This window comes from Nitrobacter sp. NHB1 (genome assembly GCF_036964665.1).
Taxonomy (GTDB): domain Bacteria; phylum Pseudomonadota; class Alphaproteobacteria; order Rhizobiales; family Xanthobacteraceae; genus Nitrobacter.
In genome coordinates this window covers 1,423,354-1,440,437 of sequence record NZ_JBAMDA010000001.1, presented here as the reverse complement: position 1 = coordinate 1,440,437, position 17,084 = coordinate 1,423,354, and the positions used below count along the sequence as shown (strand labels likewise).

Here is a 17,084-nt window from a genome sequence, read left to right as displayed (position 1 = left end):
TCATGGGCGCACAAAAGGGCAAGGACCTGCTGTTGAAAATGAGCGACGGCGCGAGTTTCGTCACGGTGGCGGGATTGCGCAGCCGCAGGATCGCGTTCAACGCCGAGATCGTCGATATCACCAGCGCGGAGTCGGCTGGCCGCTGGCGTGAGCTTCTGGCGGGCGCGGGCGTCAAGCGCGCGTCGTTGTCGGGCCGCGGGCTGTTCAAGGACGCGGCGTCCGACGCGCTGGTGCGGCAGGCGTTCTTCGACGGCACGATCAGCGACTGTCAGGTGGTGGTGCCCGACTTCGGCACCATCGAAGGCGCGTTCCAGATCGCAAGCCTCGAATTCGCCGGCGAGCACAATGGCGAGGTGACGTTCGACCTCGCGCTGGAGTCCGCCGGCGCGCTGACCTTTACGGCGATGTGAGGCGCACATGCCAAACAAACATCGCGGCGAGATCGCCGCTGAACTCGGCGGGCGGCAGCGCACTCTGGTGCTGACGCTGGGCGCGCTGGCTGAACTCGAATCCGCATTGGGCGCCGAAGATCTCGTCGCGCTCACGGAGCGTTTCGGCTCGGGGCGGCTATCGGCGCGCGACCTGACCCGCATCATCGGCGCAGGGCTCCGCGGCGGCGGCGAAGCCGTGACCGACGACGAGGTGGCCGCGATGACGGCCGAGGGCGGCGCGGCAGGCTTCGTCAAGATCGCGGCCGAGCTGATCGCTGCGACCTTCGATGACGGCGCTGCGCGATGAAGCCGTTTCCATGGGCGGAGGCGATGGGGTTCGGCTTCGGCGTGTTGCGGCTGGCGCCGGACGCCTTCTGGCGGATGACGCCGCGCGAACTGACGCAGGCGATCCATGCAGTGCGTGGGCCTTCTGTCCGGCCGTTGGCACGGACCGACCTCGACGACCTGCTGGCGCGGTTTCCCGATGCGCCGCGCAAGGGAGGACGCAATGACTGACGACACGAGCTTGCAGGACACGTCTAACACGCTGGACGGTCTCACGGCCAAGACCCAGGCGCTGACGATCGGCGCGGGCGGCTTTGCGCGGGCGATGACGCAGGCGTTTTCCTCGTCGATCAACGGCGGCAAGCAATTCGACGACGTGCTGAAAACGCTGGCGCTGCGTGTTTCCAGTCTCGCGGTGACCGCCGCGTTCAAGCCGCTGACGGCGAGCCTGACCAGCGGTATCTCCAGCCTGTTTTCGGGCCTCACCGGAAGCGTCGGCGCGGCCGCCGGCGTGCAGGCCAACGCGCTCGGCGCCATCAAGCCGTTCGCATCGGGCGGCGTGATCGGCACGCCGAGCTATTTTCCGATGATGAACGGCGGCGTCGGCCTCGCCGGCGAGGCGGGCCCGGAGGCGATCATGCCGCTGGTGCGCGGTGCCGACGGCCGGCTCGGCGTCTCCGGCAATGGCGGCGGCAACAGCATCACGGTGCAGATCGCGACGCCCGATCTCGATAGTTTCCGCCGCTCCGAAAGTTACGTCACCGGCCAGATCGCGCGCGCGGTGGCGCGGGGACAGCGGAGTTTGTGATGATCCTGGGTTCTGTCCTCATCAAGCGTCATTGCCGGACTTGATCCGGCCAACCATCAATCATGACTCGATCGTGATGGATTGCCGGCATAGGCGAGCGGAAGCGACGCCGTTCTTCGAACGGCTGTGCCCGGCAATGACGATCATTGACTGATTCATCGTAGGAATGTCATGACCAGCTTCCACGAAATCCTGTTTCCGCTCGATATCGCGCTCAAAAGTGCGGGCGGGCCGGAGCGGCGCACCGATATCGTCAGCTTCGGCTCCGGGCGCGAGGCGCGCAATGCGCGCTGGGCGCAGTCGCGACGGCGCTTTGATGCCGGCTACGGCGTCAAGACGCTGGATGCCTTGCAGGCCGTCATTGCGTTCTTCGAGGAGCGGCGCGGCCGACTTTACGGCTTCCGCTGGCGCGACCGGCTGGACTGCTGCTCGGTTGCGACCGGCATCGCGATCTCGCCGCTCGATCAGGTCATCGGCGTCGGCGACGGCGCGACATCAGCGTTTCAGTTGATCAAAACCTACGGCGGTGCGTTCGCGCCTTATGCGCGCGCGATCGCCAAGCCGGTGAACGGCAGCGTGCGCGTTGCGGTTGCCGATAGCGAGGTCGCGGCGGGATCGGCCTTTACCTGCGACGCCACCAGCGGCGTTGTGACCTTTCTCGCGGGGCATGTCCCGCCGGCGGGAGCGGCCGTCACCGCAGGATTCAATTTCGATGTGCCGGTGCGGTTCGACACCGACTACCTCGAAGTCGATCTCGCGACCTTCGCCGCCGGCGCCATTCCGAAGATTCCGCTGGTGGAGATTCGTCCGTGAGAAGCATCCCCTCTGCGCTTCAGGCAAAACTCGATTCCGGCGCGACCACGCTGGCGCGCTGCTGGATCGTGAGGCGGCGCGACGGCGTCGTGCTGGGCTTCACCGACCACGACCGCGATCTGGCGATCGGCAGCGTCGCCTGTCGCGCCGGGACCGGTTTCACCGGATCGGAAGCCACCAGCCGGTTCGATCTGGCGGTCGACGGCCTGGAAATCTCGGGCGCGTTTTCCGACGACGTCCTGACCGAGGCCGATCTCGCCGCCGGGCGTTACGATGCGGCCGAGGTTACAACCTGGCTGGTCGACTGGAGCGATGTTTCGCTGAAAATCCTGATCGCGCGTGGCACCATGGGGGAGGTCCGGCGCGAGGGGTCCGCGTTCACCGCGGAGTTACGCGGGCTCGCCGATGCGCTGGCGCAGGACAGCGGGCGTCTGTTTACGGCGCGTTGCGGCGTCGATCTCGGCGACAGCAAATGCCGGGTCGATCTGACCAGTTCGACCTTTCGCGGCAGCGGCGCGGTGACGGCCCTTGAGGGAACGTCGATCGTCGCGGTCTCAAACCTCAACGGTTTTGCCGATGGCTGGTTCACGGCGGGGCGGCTCGCCTGGACCGGCGGGGCCAATGCCGGTGTTGCAGTTGAGGTGAAACAGCATCGAGTCGTCGCGGGCGAGGTGCGGCTATCGCTGTGGCGGGCGATGGCCGAGCCGATCGCGGTCGGCGACGGCTTCACGATCACCGCCGGCTGCGACAAGAGTTTCGCGACCTGCCGCGACCGCTTTGCCAACACCGACAATTTTCGCGGTTTTCCGCAGATCCCCGGCAACGATTTCGTCGTCAGCTATCCGCTGCCCGGTTCGCCGGACAACGGCAACGGCACCAAGGCCTTGTTTTGAAGGAGTGCCCCGTGACCTTCCCACATACGACCCGCGCGGCCATCGTCGCGGAAGCCCGCGTCTGGATCGGCACGCCCTATCGCCATCAGGCCTCGCTCAAGGGTATCGGCTGCGACTGTCTTGGCCTCGTGCGCGGGGTCTGGCGCAACTGCATCGGGGATGAGCCGGAAGCGATGCCGCCCTATGCGCCGGACTGGGCCGAAGCAAAGGGCGACGAGACACTGGCGGCGGCGGCGTTGCGTCATCTCGTCCCTCGCGCGCTCGACGACCTCAAGCCTGGCGACGTGCTGCTGTTCCGCTGGCGCGACGGCTTCGTCGCCAAGCATGTCGCGATCGCATCGAGCGAACGCACCATGATTCATGCGCACGACGGCGCCGCCGTCTGCGAGATCGCGCTGGCGCCGTGGTGGCGGCGGCGACTGGCTTACGCATTTCGTTTTCCGGGAGTTTTGGGCTGATGGCAGCGCTGGTTCTTTCCGTCGCGGGCGGCGCGGCCGGCGCGTTGTTCGGCCCGGCCGGCGCGATCGCGGGCCGCATCGCCGGCGCGCTGGTCGGCAACGTCATTGACCGCAAGCTGTTCGGACCCGGCAACCAGAATGTGGTTGGGCCGCGGCTCGCCGATCTCGACGTGATGGCCTCGACCGAAGGCGCGCCGATTCCGCGCGTCTATGGCCGCGCGCGGCTGTCCGGCCAGGTGATCTGGGCGACGCGGCTCGAAGAGGTCGTCAGCAGCGAGACCTCGTCGTCCGGCGGCAAGGGCGGTCTGTTCAGCGGGCCGAGCACGACATCCACCACCTACAGTTATTTCGCCAACTTCGCGGTCGGCCTTTGCGAGGGCGTGATCGGACGGGTCGGGCGGATCTGGGCCGACGGCAGCCCGCTGGATCTCTCCGGTCTGACATTCCGCGTTCATCGCGGCGCCGAGGATCAGTCCCCGGACGATCTGATTGTGGCAAAAGAAGGCGCCGGCAACGCACCGGCCTATCGCGGGCTTGCCTACATCGTGTTCGAGCGGCTGCCGCTGGCGAAGTTCGGCAACCGCATTCCGCAGCTCTCGTTCGAGATCGTCCGTCCCATCGGCCAACTCGAACGGATGGTGCGCGCGATGACGCTGATCCCTGGCACCACCGAGTTCGGCTACGAGCCGTCGACTGTCGTGCGATGGCTCGGCCCCGGTCAGTCGGCGCCGGAAAACCGTCACGCGCCGAACGCCGAATCCGATGTGATCGCGGCGCTCGACGATCTCCAGGGCGTGTGTCCGAATCTCGAACGTGTGGCTGTCGTTGTTGCATGGTTCGGGTCCGACCTTCGCGCCGGAAGCTGCCTCGTTCGTCCCGGCGTCGACAGTGCAAGCAAATTTACCCGCGGCGCCAACTGGTCGGTAGCGGGCGTGACGCGGGCGAGCGCTTATGTGGTGTCGCAGGTCGATGGCCGTCCGGCCTTCGGCGGCACGCCGTCCGACGACAGCGTGAGGCATCTGATCGCGGAGTTGAAGGCGCGCGGCCTCAAGGTCACGTTCTATCCCTTCATCATGATGGATATTCCGGCCGGCAACGGCCTGAGCGATCCGTGGAGCGGGGCGTCGTCGCAGCCGGCCTATCCCTGGCGCGGCCGCATCACCTGCGATCCCGCGCCGGGGCGGCCGGGCTCGCCGCAAGGCGCACCGGCGGCGGCGACGCAGGTCGGCAGCTTCTTTACCGGTGGAAGCTGGAATTATCGCACCATGATCCTGCACTATGCGAGCCTGGTCGCCTCCGTTGGCGGCGTCGACGCCTTCATGATCGGATCGGAGATGCGGTCGCTGACACGCGTGCGCTCCGGTAGCGGCATTTACCCTGCCGTCGATGCGCTGGTGACGCTCGCGACTGAGGTGAAAGCCATCGTCGGCGCGTCGACGATCGTGACTTACGGCGCGGACTGGACCGAATACGGCGCCGACGTGGTCGATGCCGGCTCCTCGGAGGTGCGCTTTCCGCTTGATCCGCTGTGGGCGTCAAGCGCGATCGATGCCGTCGGCATCGATTACTATGCACCACTGGCGGATTGGCGCGACGAGGCCGGACATCTCGATGCGAGCATTGCGGCTTCGACCTATGACGTCGGCTATCTCGCGGGCAACATCTCAGGCGGCGAGGGGTTCGACTGGTACTACACAGATGATACCGCGCGCGCCGCGCAGAACCGGACGCCGATCACCGACGGTCTCGGCAAGCCGTGGACCTTCCGCGTCAAGGATATCAAGGCGTGGTGGTCGTCGCCGCATTACGAGCGCATCGGTGGCGTCGAACTCGCAAGTCCAACCGCGTGGGGGCCGCAGAGCAAGCCGGTGTGGCTGACCGAGGTCGGCTGCCCGGCGGTGGACAAGGGCGCCAACCAGCCGAGCGTGTTTCCCGATCCCAAATCGTCGGAGAACCACATGCCGTATTTCTCCAGCGGCAGTCGCGACGACCTGATCCAGCGCCGCTATCTGCAAGCTTTCCTCGGCAAACTGGATCCCTCGTTCGGCGCGGCGGACGCGGACAATCCGGTCTCTCCGGTTTATGGCGGGCGCATGATCGAGCCGTCCGCAATCCATCTGTGGACCTGGGACGCGCGGCCCTATCCGGCGTTTCCCGCCGCGACCGAGGTCTGGAGCGACGGACCGAACTGGCAGACCGGGCACTGGCTCACCGGGCGTCTCGGCACCGCGCCGATGGACGCGCTGGTGCAGGCGCTGCTCGCCGATTGCGGCGTCACCGGTGCCGACAGCTCGGCGCTGCGCGAGAGTTGCGACGGCTACGTGATCGACCGGCCGATGTCGCCGCGCGCCATGATCGAACCGCTCGCCGGCGCCTACGCCTTCGATGCGACCGCCGCCGACGGAACGCTGCGCTTCGTTTCGCGCGGCGGCGCGCCGGTCGCCGAATTCGCCGAGGACGATCTGGTGCTGCCGGACGATGGCGCGCTGGCGCGGCTGACCCGCGCGCAGGAAACCGAACTGCCGCGTGAAGCCGGTTTCGGTTTTACCGACGGCACGGTGGATTACCGACGCTCTGCTGTGACATCGCGCCGGCTGGCGGGTGGATCGAACCGGAGCGTTCATTCCGCTCTCGCGGTCGTCAGCGACGACGCCGCGATGGCGCGGCGGGCCGAGGTCTGGCTGCAGGATCTGTGGGCCGGCCGCGAAAGCGCCGCGTTCTCGCTCGGTCCGCAATGCCTGTCGCTGACGCCGGGCGACGTGATCGCGGTGACGATCAACGGGCGGCGGCGGCTGTTTGAAATCGGCGCGACGCTCGATGCCGAAGCGCGGCAGGTGAACGCGCGCAGCATCGACCCCGAGGTGTTTTCGGTGCCGCTGTCGCCGCCACGGCAAACGCGGCCTGCGATACCGGCGGCGCTCGGCCCGGTGCAGGCGGCGGTGCTCGATTTGCCGACCATCGATTCCTCGCAGCCGCCGATCCTGACGCGGCTCGCCGTGTTCGCCAGTCCATGGCCGACATCGGTCACCGTCTGGACCTCGCCCGACGGCGCGAGCTTCCAGCCGGCCGCGATCATCCCAGCGCCCTCGACATCGGGTGAAACGCTCGACCCGTTGCCGGCGGGGCCGGCCGGGCGATGGGATCGCGGCAATGTCTTTCGCGTGCGGCTCTACGGCGGCGCGCTGACGTCGGTATCCGATGCGCGCGTGCTCGCGGGCGCCAACGCGGCGGCGGTACAGAACGCGGAGGGCGATTGGGAAGTTTTGCAGTTCGCCAATGCCGAGCTGGTGGACGGCAGCACTTATAGACTATCGCGTTTGCTGCGCGGGCAGGCCGGCAGCGAATACGCTATCACTGACGTGTTGCCATCGGGCGCGCCGTTCGTCCTGCTCGACACGCACCTCATACCGCTGGCGCGCGGATTGAATGCACTGGATCGTCCGATCCTGGTGCGGCTCGCCGCCGTCGGACGCAACCATGACGATCCGACCGCCGTTGCCCTGACGGTGACGCCGCGCCCGACCGCGCTGCTGCCGCTGTCGCCGGTGCACGTCAAGGCGTCGCGCGAGAGCGGCGGCGTTCGCATCTCGTGGATTCGCCGGACGCGCATCGATGGCGACGGCTGGGGCGTTGAGGTGCCGCTCGGCGAAGACAGCGAGGCCTACACGCTCGACATTGTCTCCGGCGGCTCGGTCGTGCGCAGTATCGCGTGCAGCACGTCCGAGGCGTTCTACGCCGACGCCGACGAACTGGCGGACTTCGGCACGCCGCAAACCAGCCTGCACCTTCGCGTCGCGCAAATGTCCGCGACCGTCGGCGCCGGCCATCCTACTGAGCTTACTCTCACCCTCTGAGTTGCCATGACAGACACACCGAATCTCGGGCTGCCGTATATCGACGGCAGCCAGGCGCAGAAGCACGTCACCCATAACGAGGCGCTGCGTATTCTCGACGCGGCGATCCAGATCGGCGTGCTCGATCTGACGCTCACCGCGCCACCATCCACTCCGGCGGACGGCGAACGCCATGTGGTCGCAAGCGGCGCGACCGGCGCGTGGGCGGGACAGGACGATACAATCGCGACCTGGCAGGACGGCGCCTGGGCGTTCCTCGCGCCGAAGACGGGATGGTGTATCTGGTCGGCGGCTGACAGCAGCCTGTTCGTGTTCGACGGCGCGGCCTGGCAGAGCGCGGGCGGCACGGCGTCGTTCGATGATGTGGCGCATCTCGGCGTCAATACCGCCGCCAGCAGTCCCAATCTCCTCAGCGTCAAATCCAACGCCGCGCTGTTTACCGCCATCGCCGCCGCCGACGGCGGCACCGGCGACATGCGGCTTCAGGTCTCGAAGGAAAGCTCCGCCAATACGGCGTCGATATTCTTCTCGGACAATTTTTCGGGTCGCGCCGAGTTCGGCCTGGTCGGCGCCGACGCATTCAAGCTCAAGGTGTCTGCGGACGGATCGAGCTGGCTTGAGGCCATGGTGTTCGATGCGGCCAGCGGGCGGGTCTCGTTTCCCGTCAATGGCGGCCCGCGCGACGTGCTTGCCGCAAACCGCATTTATTACGTCCGCACTGACGGCAGCGACGGCAATGACGGGCTGTCGAACAGCTCCGGGGGCGCGTTTCTGACCATCCAGAAGGCGATCGATGCCGCTGCGGCGATCGACCTGTCGATCTACGACGTGACGGTTCAGCTTGCGGACGGCACCTACACCGGTGCGGTGGTCCTCAAAACCCTGACCGGAGCCGGGCGCGTCACCATCAAGGGCAACGCGACGACGCCGGCCAATACGTTGATCAGCGTGACCGGCGCCGATGCCTTCAGTGGCGTCGGCTTCGCCGGGTCCTATCGATTGAACAGCCTGAAGATCCAGACCGCGACATCAGGCAACGCGCTCAACGTCCAGGGCAAGGGCGCCTATGTGGAAATCGCGAACGTGGATTTCGGCGCGGCGGCCGGCGTCCATGTCCGCGCCGCGCTTGGCGCCACCGTCAACGTGGTCGGCAACTATGCGATATCCGGCGGCGCGGGTCGGCACTGGAACGTCTCGTACCAGGGGCTGATCTATTCCCCGAGCGTGACCATCACGCTGACCGGCACGCCGGCGTTCAGCTCGCAATTCGCCATCGCCACCGGCGCGGGCGTGATCGAATGCGGCAGCGTGACCTACAGCGGCGCGGCCACCGGCACGCGCTATTCGGCGATCTCGAACGGCGTCATTAGCTCATCGGGCGGCACGCTGCCGGGCAACGCGGCGGGCTCGACCGCGAGCGGCGGGCAATATGTGTGAGGTGCGCAACATGCTCGGTTTCGTGTTTCGAGGCTGTGGTGGTGCTGATATTCCCGTAGCCGAGCATCTGCGTGGAATATTATCTAACCGTCCGATAGTTATGGTTCGATCTCAAGCTGAAAGTCGGAGGTCGCCATGTATTCGCGTAGCTGCACTGGATTTGCGAACATGACAACGTTGCCGACATCGATTTTGAAATCAGATTGATCGGTCATGTTGCCCGTATCCGTATATAGCCAGACGTCGATCCGCTTGATTTTGCTGTGAAGCTTTTCATGGTCAGGAAAGCCGATCTTCGAAAGCAGGACCAGCGTCTTCTGTTCCGCGCGCAAGGCCGGATAGTAACGAAAGGACTCGTTGCCTTTCTCATCCACAAGGGTCACTCCAATGGAGGACCGTCGCTCGGACCCAAGCTCGATGCCGAACAGGCCTGAATTGATTATGGGAAAATCTCCCACAAGAGAGATCTTTGCTGAATTGCTGCGATAATTGTCGGGATTGGCGGAGTCGCTCTTGCTCGGAGAGACTGTAACGGTTCTCCCGGATTTGTCCGACGCGTCGTAGTCGGTATCAATGCTGGTCTCAATGGCTTGCGGATGCCCAGCCGCGAGCTGAACGGGGCTGTTCTCGTACAGGAGAACGTCGATTCCCACTCCAGTGAGCGCGGTCAATGAACAGCGCGTCGGTCGCGCCGGCGGCTTCCCCGTGATGAAGCCTCGCTTGACGGGCGCTTCATCAGAAACGGACGTGGCGCTCCATTCCGATCCGTTCTCTAATGTGCATGTGAGCCTGTTTTGATAAATGTCTATCTGATAAGGGTGAGGAGCGCCGATGCGCGACAATATGACGGTCCCGTCCTCTGCGACGAACGGTGCGTAGTGCTTGTTCAGAACCCGTTGCCTCCGAATCATCTCGTCTGAAAAGAATGGAATGCCTGTCAGTCGCGAGAGGGCGCGATATTGCGAGGTTTCGAAGATCACGTAGTGAGGTGGGTCGATCGTCGGCTTGTTGAGCATGTAGAGTGACCAGTCGGGTGTCGCGAAGCGGTCCGCTCGGGCCATCGTACCCTTGAGGCCGCATTGAAAGGCCTCCTCATATCGCTTGTCTTTGAACGCAATGGCAGCCAGTTTCAATGCTTCGAGGCCAAAGAGATGGCCGTTCAAGACGTAAAACTCGTCGCTCTCATTCATTCCCTGCCATGAATACTCGGATATCCAGCATCCATCTTCCGAACGCCACATCGAGCCGCCCTCGGTCGGCGACAGCAAGGCCGACTCCAGGGATTTCCGCGCGAGATCAACATACTTCGCATCATCGAACGTCTCAAACGCGGCCAGAAAAACAACCGGCATGAGAAAGCCGTCCATTCCTGACCACCAGCCGGGCGCATGGGATTCGTATGTCTGATTATAGTTCCAGCGAAAGAGCTTTCCGTCGCGAGTCACGGTGGGCCAGCGATTGAGCAAAATGTCGAGTCCTTCAGCCACGTCCGATCGAATATGCGGATCGCGCGAAGTGCGAAATGCATACATGAGAGAAAGCAGCCGGGTGGAGAAGGTGAGTGGACTACCTCTCGTAATCAGGGCCTGCCAATCGGTTTTGACCGTATCACGCGGGCGGAAGATGAGAGGCCCAATAACGTCCGGAGCGTAGTTGAATACGGAACCCGGAATCTCAGATTGGTGAGATTTTTGAGCGTGAGCAGCGTTGTTGCAACACATCAACGATATCAACGCAAATGTCGCGGCAATCATTCTGAACAAGTAAAAGCCGCCCGAAATTGAAAATTTTTTTGAACAGTAGTTGGTGTCCGGTTCTAATGCAACGCGCCCGCCCAGCGCTTGGGCCCAATGATTGATGGCCGGGTAGTCGCTGCAATGGAGTGATGTCCGCTGCGTGCGTCCCATTGCGACAGGCCGCCTCGATTAGCCCCGAGTTCAACAAATCGTTTCGGGCTTGCTGCCCCCCATTATGGGCCGCCACGCGATTGATCAGATCGCGCTGCTGCAAGCGGTTATTCGTGAGGCGACCCGGCGCGAACCCAGACTCTCGGCATCCCGTCGTAAACCACCCAAAAGGACCAATCCAATGCCCAGCGCAGCCTTGGCCGCGAGCGCTCCCGCTATGCCTGATTTCGAGGCGGCGTTGCGGCGCCTTTGGCCGCGCGGCAACAGCAGTATCGCCGGGCTGATCGAGGGCATGACGGCGACGGCGCCCGCGGTATTCGACAAGCACGGCATCGCCGCGCCGCTGTTGATTGCGCATGTCATGGCGCAGATCAGCCACGAATGCGGGGCCGGGACTGCGGTGATAGAGAACCTGAACTATTCGGCGATCCGCATGACGCAGGTGTGGCCGTCGCGCTTTTCGACCGCCGCCAGCGCTGCTCCTTACGCGCACAATCCGCGCGCGCTCGCCAACAAGGTCTACAACGGCCGCATGGGCAATCGCCCCGGCTCCGATGACGGCTGGAATTTCCGCGGCCGCGGCGCGGTGCAGACGACCGGGCGCGAAGGCTATGCACGACTGGCGGCGGCAACCGGGCTCGATGTCGTTCGCGAGCCGGGCCTCGTCAACGATCCCCGTTATTTCCTTGAGTGCGGCGTGGCCGATTTCGTCAATTGCGGATGTCTTACGTTCGCTCGGAAAGACGATTTGCGCGGCGTCACAAAGCGGCTGAACGGCGGGTTTGTCGGGCTGCCGCAACGCAAGGCGTGGCTTTCGAAATGGAAAGCCGCACTGACGATCTAACCGCCGCGCGACGGTCTCGCGCAATCAACACGCATAGTTGGAGATACAACATGACATCGGATTCGGTGTGGCAGGTCGTGCGCTATCTGCTGATCGCAGCCGGCAGCTTCGCGACCGGCAAGGGCTGGGTCACCTCCGATCAGGTGACCGGCATCATCGGCGCTATCGGCACGCTCTTTACCGTGGCGTGGGGCCTCTATGTGAAGTTCGGCACCCGCGCGACCACCGCGGACACCGCGGCGCGGACCGATGTGCCGGTCATCAGCGCCGCGACCGGCGCGGTCAGGTAATCCACCAACAACAGGAGGTCTCATGCGAAAGCTTGTCGCCGCGATAGCGGTCGTCTCCGGTCTGGCGCTGGCAGGTTGCCAGACCGCCGCGCTGCCGTCGCTGAATCTGAACACGTCGGTTGCGCTCAATACGATCTACGGCATCGAGAACGCCTACGGCGTCGCGGTGAACGCCGCCAATGCCTACAAGGCGCTGCCGCTTTGCCGGACCGGCACCGAGCCGGGTGCGGCCAACATCTGCGCCAGGCGGTCGGTGATCGAAAGGTTGCAGGCGGCGATGCGCAAGGCGCGCCTCGCCGTCAACAATCTGGTCGCGCTGCAGAAGGCCTATCCGTCCGTCGACATCACCAACGCGCTCTCGGCGGCGCGGTCGGCGCTGATCGGCGTCCAGCAAGTCCTCATATCGGGAGCACGGTAACATGGTCACCGCAGCAGAAATCGAGGCCGGCCTCGCAGCCGCCGAAGCCATCGTCAGCGCCATCGTCAAGGTCGCGCCCGCGATCGAGCAGGGCGTGGTCTCGTCGATCCCCTACGTCCAGGCCATCGCCGGCCTGATCGGCGGCAGCAACGCCACGCCCGAGCAGATCGACGCGGTGCTGGCCCGGGTCAACGCGGCGGCCGACGCGTTTTTGAGCCCGTTGCCGCCGGACGACGGCTCGACCACGACGTGAACACCGGGGGGAGAGCCGGGCGGCTGCGCCGGGCTCTGACCGCTTCCTGCGGAGGCGGCAGGAGCACCGAAATATGAGTATAAGCGGCTTTTGGCGTTCATTTGCCATTCACACGATGACGGTTCATCTTGGCCAGGCAAACCGGAATCAGCGGAGCCTGCCTTGCGCCTTCTCGTCGTCGAAGACGATCCCGATCTCAATCGTCAGCTCACGACGGCGCTGACCGACGCCGGTTATGTGGTCGACCGAGCGTTCGATGGCGAGGAGGGGCATTTCCTCGGCGACAGCGAACCGTATGACGCCGTCGTGCTCGATATCGGCCTGCCGAAGATGGACGGCATTTCGGTGCTGGAGGCCTGGCGGCGCAATGACCGCACCATGCCGGTCCTGATTCTCACCGCACGCGACCGCTGGAGCGACAAGGTGCAGGGATTCGACGCCGGCGCCGACGATTATGTCGCAAAACCCTTCCATCTCGAGGAAGTTCTGGCGCGGATTCGCGCGCTGCTGCGGCGGAGCACCGGACATGCGCAATCCGAACTGTCCTGCGGGCCGGTGACGCTGGATACCCGCACCGGGCGCGTCAGCGTCGGCGGCAATCCGGTCAAGATGACATCGCATGAATACCGGCTGCTCGCCTATCTCATGCATCATACCGGGAGGGTGGTGTCGCGCACCGAGCTGGTCGAGCATCTCTACGATCAGGATTTCGATCGCGACTCCAACACCATTGAAGTCTTTGTCGGCCGCATCCGCAAGAAGCTGGACGTCGATATCATCCAGACGGTCCGCGGGCTCGGCTACCTGCTGACGCCGCCGGCAGATGCGCGCTAGGCGATTTCGGGGCGGCCGCTCGAATTCGCTCGCAACGCGGCTGTTCCTGTCCGCGACCGCCTGGGTGGTGGTTATTCTGTTTATCACCGGCGTGGTGCTGTCGTCGGTCTATCGCGCGGCGTCCGAGCGCGCCTTCGACCGCCGCCTCAATCTCTATCTCCGCACCCTGATCGCCGAAGCGGCGACGCCGGACGAGCCGCTCGATCACCAGTTCCAGTCGCTCGGCGAGCCGCTGTTCGATCTGCCGCTGTCGGGCTGGTACTGGGAGATCGTCCGCACCGATCCGGACAAAAAAGAGATTCGTGCGTCCCGCTCGCTGTGGGACAAGAAGCTGCCGAAGCTGGAGGATCAGGGCATCGAGCTCTCTTCGTCGGGGGTCCGCGTCGGCTATGTCGACGGCCCCGAAGGGCAGACCCTGCGCATGGTGGAGCGGCCGGTCGATCTCGGCGCCGACGGCAAGTTCCGCGTCACGGTGGCCGGAGACGCCACCGAGATTTTCGATGAAACGCGGACCTTCGACTATTACCTCGGCGGCACGTTTGCCGCGCTCACGATCGGGCTGCTGCTGACCACGATCTTTCAGGTGCGATTCGGTCTCGCTCCGCTGAAACGCATTTCAGACGCCATCGCCGACATCCGGTCCGGCCGCGCCGAGCGGCTGGAGGGCGAGTTTCCGGTCGAGATCGCGCCGCTCGCCCGCGAGACCAATGCGCTGATCGATGCCAACCGCGAGATCGTCGAGCGCGCCCGCACCCATGTCGGCAATCTCGCGCACGCGGTCAAGACGCCGCTCTCGGTCATCATCAACGAAGCCAACGCGCACGAGCGCGATCCCTTCGCCGCCAAGGTGCTCGAACAGGCCGAGGTCATGCGCAATCAGGTGGTCCATCATCTGGAGCGCGCCCGCATCGCCGCGCGACTCACCGTCGTTGCAACGGTGACCGATGTCGCGCCCGTCATCGAGGCGCTGCGCCGGACCATGGAGAAGATTCACCGCGACCGCGGCGTTGCCATCGAGGTCGACCTCAGCGCGGCGGCGAAATTCCGCGGCGAGCGCCAGGACCTTGAGGAAATGGCCGGCAACCTTGTCGACAATGCCTGCAAATGGGCGCGGTCGCGGGTGTTCATCGAGGCATCCGTGTCTCCAATTGCCGGAGCCGGGCCGGCGATGCTGCACATCGTCGTCGACGATGACGGCAGCGGACTGTCGGATGCCGAGCGGATGCAGGCCTCGCAGCGCGGCCGGCGGCTCGACGAGACCAAGCCGGGATCGGGACTGGGGTTGTCGATCGTCACCGATCTCGCGGCCCTTTATGGCGGCAGCCTGACGCTCGGCTCGGCGCCGATCGGCGGCCTGCGGGCCGAACTGGTGCTGCCGGCGGCATGATAGTCCGCTGAGCGGAGACGAGCGGCCGCACCGCCGCAGTCCCGCCCGAATTGCCCGCTCCTGTGCGACCGGATGCAGAATCGTCCCGGCGGGTGGGCGCCGGAGGGGTCATGAGCAAAACGAATAGGCTGTTGGTTGTTGCGGTGGCGCTCGCTCTCGGCGGCTGCGACATGACGAGTTCCGGCGGCTCCGACGGTCCGGGGCTGCTGACCGATCCCGCGCGCGGGTATGCGGCGACGGCGACGGCGACCGCGCTCGGCGGACTGATCGGACCGAAACTCGGTTCGGCACTTGATGACGGCGACCGGCGGCTGGCCTATCGGGCCCAGATCGATGCCCTGGAACACGGCGCGCCCGGCGCGCCGATTGCCTGGCGCAATCCGGATACCGGCCGCCATGGCAATATCGTCGCCGGTCCGGAGTATGAGCTGAAGGGCGAGACCTGCCGCGGCTACTCCCACACCGTCACGATCGGCAGCCAGCTCGAAACCGTGCGCAAAACCGCCTGCCGGAACGCCGATGGGCGCTGGGCTGCGGTGGGCTGATCCGGCGACAAGGCTGAATCAAAAGCCGCGCCTATCCTTTTGTCGTGGCACGCTCTTTTTGCGAAAAGAGTGTCACCGCCTGACGTCGTCCGCCTTTGGTCAACCCATCCTTAAGACCGCTCCTGCTATGACATGCCACCGGCCCTTCCGGCGCGCGATCGTTCGCGTCAAGATTGGTATGCATGGACCAGGCCTCGATCGAACGGCTGAGGAACTATCTCGCGCAGCTCCCGCCGAAGTCGCAGGCGCTGCTGATGCGGGAGTTCGAGCGCGCCGTCGAGCGCGGTGAAGATGCCGCGGTCGCCAGCTTCGTGCTCGGGGAGCTGCGCAGGATCGCCCGTAGATCGGATGGCGGCGAGCGGCCGCGGGGCGACGATCCGGCTTGGCATCTGTTCCGTCCGCTGGAACCGTTTCTCGTTGAAGGCGGCTCCGCGCCGCGCCCCGGGCAGATCCGGCGCACGTCGCTCATGCCGGTCTGGCAGTGGCTGGCGCAGGACGGCGCGGCGGATGCCGCGCGTGCGTTCGAGGCCGTGCTCACGGCTGAAGCCGTGTCGGCGTCCGGGATCGAGGCGGCAGCGCGGACCTTCCAGGCGGCGGCTGCAGCCGCCATTCAGCGGATCTTTGCGGACGGAGCCGGTCCTGACCGCCAGCGGGCGCTGGGCCGTATCGGCGGTCCCAGCGTCGTTGAAGATCTGGCCGCGATCGGAGCGGTTCTGAACGCCCGCGAGGCCCTCGATACCCTCAATGGCCGGCTGCCGGGTTTTCTGCGCGTCTTCGGAGAGGCGCAGATCGCCGCCCTGGTGACCGCGCTCAACGTTCCCTCCCTGCAAACCCCGCTGGCGCTGCCGTTCGCGCTATCGCTGGTGATGCAACGGTTGTCGGCATCGTGGCAGATCGTCCGCCTGGCGATCAGGGTCGCGGGTTCGGACGACGAGATCCGGGTGGCGACGACGCCTTATGGCGTGGCGGTCACGCTGGCGCTCGACGATTTGTCGCGGACTTCGGCCGGTCTGCGTGCCGACATCCGGCGCGGACGTTTCGAAAATGTCTCCGAACATCTCAAGACCGTGTACGATGGTGTCCGGGGGCTGCGGACCGAACTCGATATCCGCGCCGATTCAAGCTGGGGCCGTCAGCTCGCGGCGATCAGGGTCGATATTTCCAATGGCCTGCAATCGGAAATCGACGGCGTCTCCGGCCGGGTGAGGCGTCTGCTCCGCCAGCGGTCCGACAAGGACATTCCGCCCGGAGCGCGGCTCGACCCGATCGAGGTCGAGGAAACCGCCGCGTTGATCGATTTCGTCGCGGTGTGCCGGACCTACGCCAGCGAACTGGCCATTAACGAGGTCACGATGCGCACCTATTCGGATTTGCAGCATTACGTTGAACGGACCGCCGAAACCCTGGTGGAATCGCTCCGCAACGGCGATGAGCGCGTCCGCGCGTTCCGGCAGCAGCAGGTCAAGGCGGCGATTCGCTTCTGTGAGGTTCTGTTCGGCCAGGATTATTCGTCGCTGATGAGCCGGGCGGCCGACAACGCGCTCACGGTCGAACGCAAGACGTCGTCGCGGGCGAGTTAAGTCCGTCAATCGCGCTTCTGAACCCAAACTATAATAAAAATCATAGG

General features: G+C 65.2%; 18 protein-coding genes. 17 read left to right on the top strand and 1 reads right to left on the bottom strand.

Annotated features, from left to right (window positions below; all coding sequences use genetic code 11):
* Positions 1 to 2: 2 nt before the first annotated feature.
* The 9 genes from V4R08_RS06755 (at position 3) to V4R08_RS06715 (ending at position 8,979) form a co-directional block, all read left to right on the top strand.
* A complete protein-coding gene (locus V4R08_RS06755; RefSeq protein WP_335578643.1) occupies positions 3 to 410 on the top strand; it encodes a phage major tail protein, TP901-1 family in 408 nt (135 codons plus the stop codon).
* Positions 411 to 417: 7 nt separating this feature from the next.
* The gene (locus tag V4R08_RS06750) at positions 418 to 738 is read left to right on the top strand and encodes a gene transfer agent family protein (protein ID WP_335578642.1); all 321 of its coding nucleotides are present in this window, start codon (positions 418 to 420) and stop codon (positions 736 to 738) included.
* On the top strand, positions 735 to 947 hold the full coding sequence (locus V4R08_RS06745; RefSeq protein ID WP_335578641.1) for a rcc01693 family protein: 213 nt from the start codon (positions 735 to 737) through the stop codon (positions 945 to 947). Before V4R08_RS06750 ends, V4R08_RS06745 begins: the two co-directional genes overlap by 4 nt.
* The gene (locus tag V4R08_RS06740; protein ID WP_335578640.1) at positions 940 to 1,524 is read left to right on the top strand and encodes a phage tail tape measure protein; all 585 of its coding nucleotides are present in this window, start codon (positions 940 to 942) and stop codon (positions 1,522 to 1,524) included. The genes V4R08_RS06745 and V4R08_RS06740 overlap by 8 nt, the downstream gene beginning before the upstream one ends.
* Positions 1,525 to 1,695: 171 nt before the next feature.
* Positions 1,696 to 2,337: a phage distal tail protein, Rcc01695 family gene (locus V4R08_RS06735; RefSeq protein ID WP_335578639.1), complete on the top strand. Its 642-nt coding sequence runs from the start codon at positions 1,696 to 1,698 to the stop codon at positions 2,335 to 2,337.
* Positions 2,334 to 3,230: a phage/gene transfer agent baseplate hub protein gene (locus V4R08_RS06730; protein ID WP_335578638.1), complete on the top strand. Its 897-nt coding sequence runs from the start codon at positions 2,334 to 2,336 to the stop codon at positions 3,228 to 3,230. The genes V4R08_RS06735 and V4R08_RS06730 overlap by 4 nt, the downstream gene beginning before the upstream one ends.
* Positions 3,231 to 3,241: 11 nt before the next feature.
* The gene (locus V4R08_RS06725) at positions 3,242 to 3,688 is read left to right on the top strand and encodes a C40 family peptidase (protein WP_335578637.1); all 447 of its coding nucleotides are present in this window, start codon (positions 3,242 to 3,244) and stop codon (positions 3,686 to 3,688) included.
* Positions 3,688 to 7,542 (top strand): baseplate multidomain protein megatron, encoded by a 3,855-nt coding sequence (locus V4R08_RS06720; RefSeq protein WP_335578636.1) that lies wholly within the window; start codon positions 3,688 to 3,690, stop codon positions 7,540 to 7,542. The genes V4R08_RS06725 and V4R08_RS06720 overlap by 1 nt, the downstream gene beginning before the upstream one ends.
* Before the next feature lie 6 nt (positions 7,543 to 7,548).
* Positions 7,549 to 8,979, top strand: a complete 1,431-nt coding sequence (locus tag V4R08_RS06715; protein ID WP_335578635.1) for a DUF2793 domain-containing protein — start codon at positions 7,549 to 7,551, stop codon at positions 8,977 to 8,979.
* 98 nt (positions 8,980 to 9,077) lie between these two features.
* Here V4R08_RS06715 and V4R08_RS06710 read toward each other — a convergent pair whose 3' ends face one another.
* Complete coding sequence (locus tag V4R08_RS06710) at positions 9,078 to 10,886, bottom strand: D-glucuronyl C5-epimerase family protein (protein WP_335578634.1); 1,809 nt, start codon at positions 10,884 to 10,886, stop codon at positions 9,078 to 9,080.
* 181 nt (positions 10,887 to 11,067) lie between these two features.
* On the opposite strand from V4R08_RS06710, the gene V4R08_RS06705 reads away from it, so the two are divergent.
* The 8 genes from V4R08_RS06705 (at position 11,068) to V4R08_RS06670 (ending at position 17,037) form a co-directional block, all read left to right on the top strand.
* Positions 11,068 to 11,730: a glycoside hydrolase family 19 protein gene (locus tag V4R08_RS06705; RefSeq protein ID WP_335578633.1), complete on the top strand. Its 663-nt coding sequence runs from the start codon at positions 11,068 to 11,070 to the stop codon at positions 11,728 to 11,730.
* A 50-nt stretch (positions 11,731 to 11,780) separates the two neighbouring features.
* Entirely contained in the window at positions 11,781 to 12,020 is a 240-nt protein-coding gene (locus V4R08_RS06700) for a Pam3-gp28 family putative phage holin (protein WP_335578632.1), read from the top strand.
* A 22-nt stretch (positions 12,021 to 12,042) separates the two neighbouring features.
* Positions 12,043 to 12,438, top strand: a complete 396-nt coding sequence (locus tag V4R08_RS06695) for a hypothetical protein (protein WP_335578631.1) — start codon at positions 12,043 to 12,045, stop codon at positions 12,436 to 12,438.
* Position 12,439: 1 nt separating this feature from the next.
* Positions 12,440 to 12,691 carry a hypothetical protein gene (locus V4R08_RS06690; RefSeq protein ID WP_335578630.1) on the top strand — a complete coding sequence of 84 codons (252 nt, stop codon included), beginning with the start codon at positions 12,440 to 12,442 and terminating at the stop codon, positions 12,689 to 12,691.
* 162 nt (positions 12,692 to 12,853) lie between these two features.
* Positions 12,854 to 13,525, top strand: a complete 672-nt coding sequence (locus V4R08_RS06685; RefSeq protein WP_335578629.1) for a response regulator transcription factor — start codon at positions 12,854 to 12,856, stop codon at positions 13,523 to 13,525.
* Positions 13,515 to 14,912, top strand: coding sequence for an ATP-binding protein (locus V4R08_RS06680; RefSeq protein WP_335578628.1), 1,398 nt, complete (start codon positions 13,515 to 13,517; stop codon positions 14,910 to 14,912). The genes V4R08_RS06685 and V4R08_RS06680 overlap by 11 nt, the downstream gene beginning before the upstream one ends.
* A gap of 110 nt (positions 14,913 to 15,022) precedes the next feature.
* Positions 15,023 to 15,457, top strand: coding sequence for an RT0821/Lpp0805 family surface protein (locus tag V4R08_RS06675; RefSeq protein WP_335578627.1), 435 nt, complete (start codon positions 15,023 to 15,025; stop codon positions 15,455 to 15,457).
* A 182-nt stretch (positions 15,458 to 15,639) separates the two neighbouring features.
* Positions 15,640 to 17,037, top strand: a complete 1,398-nt coding sequence (locus tag V4R08_RS06670; RefSeq protein ID WP_335578626.1) for a hypothetical protein — start codon at positions 15,640 to 15,642, stop codon at positions 17,035 to 17,037.
* Positions 17,038 to 17,084: the final 47 nt, after the last annotated feature.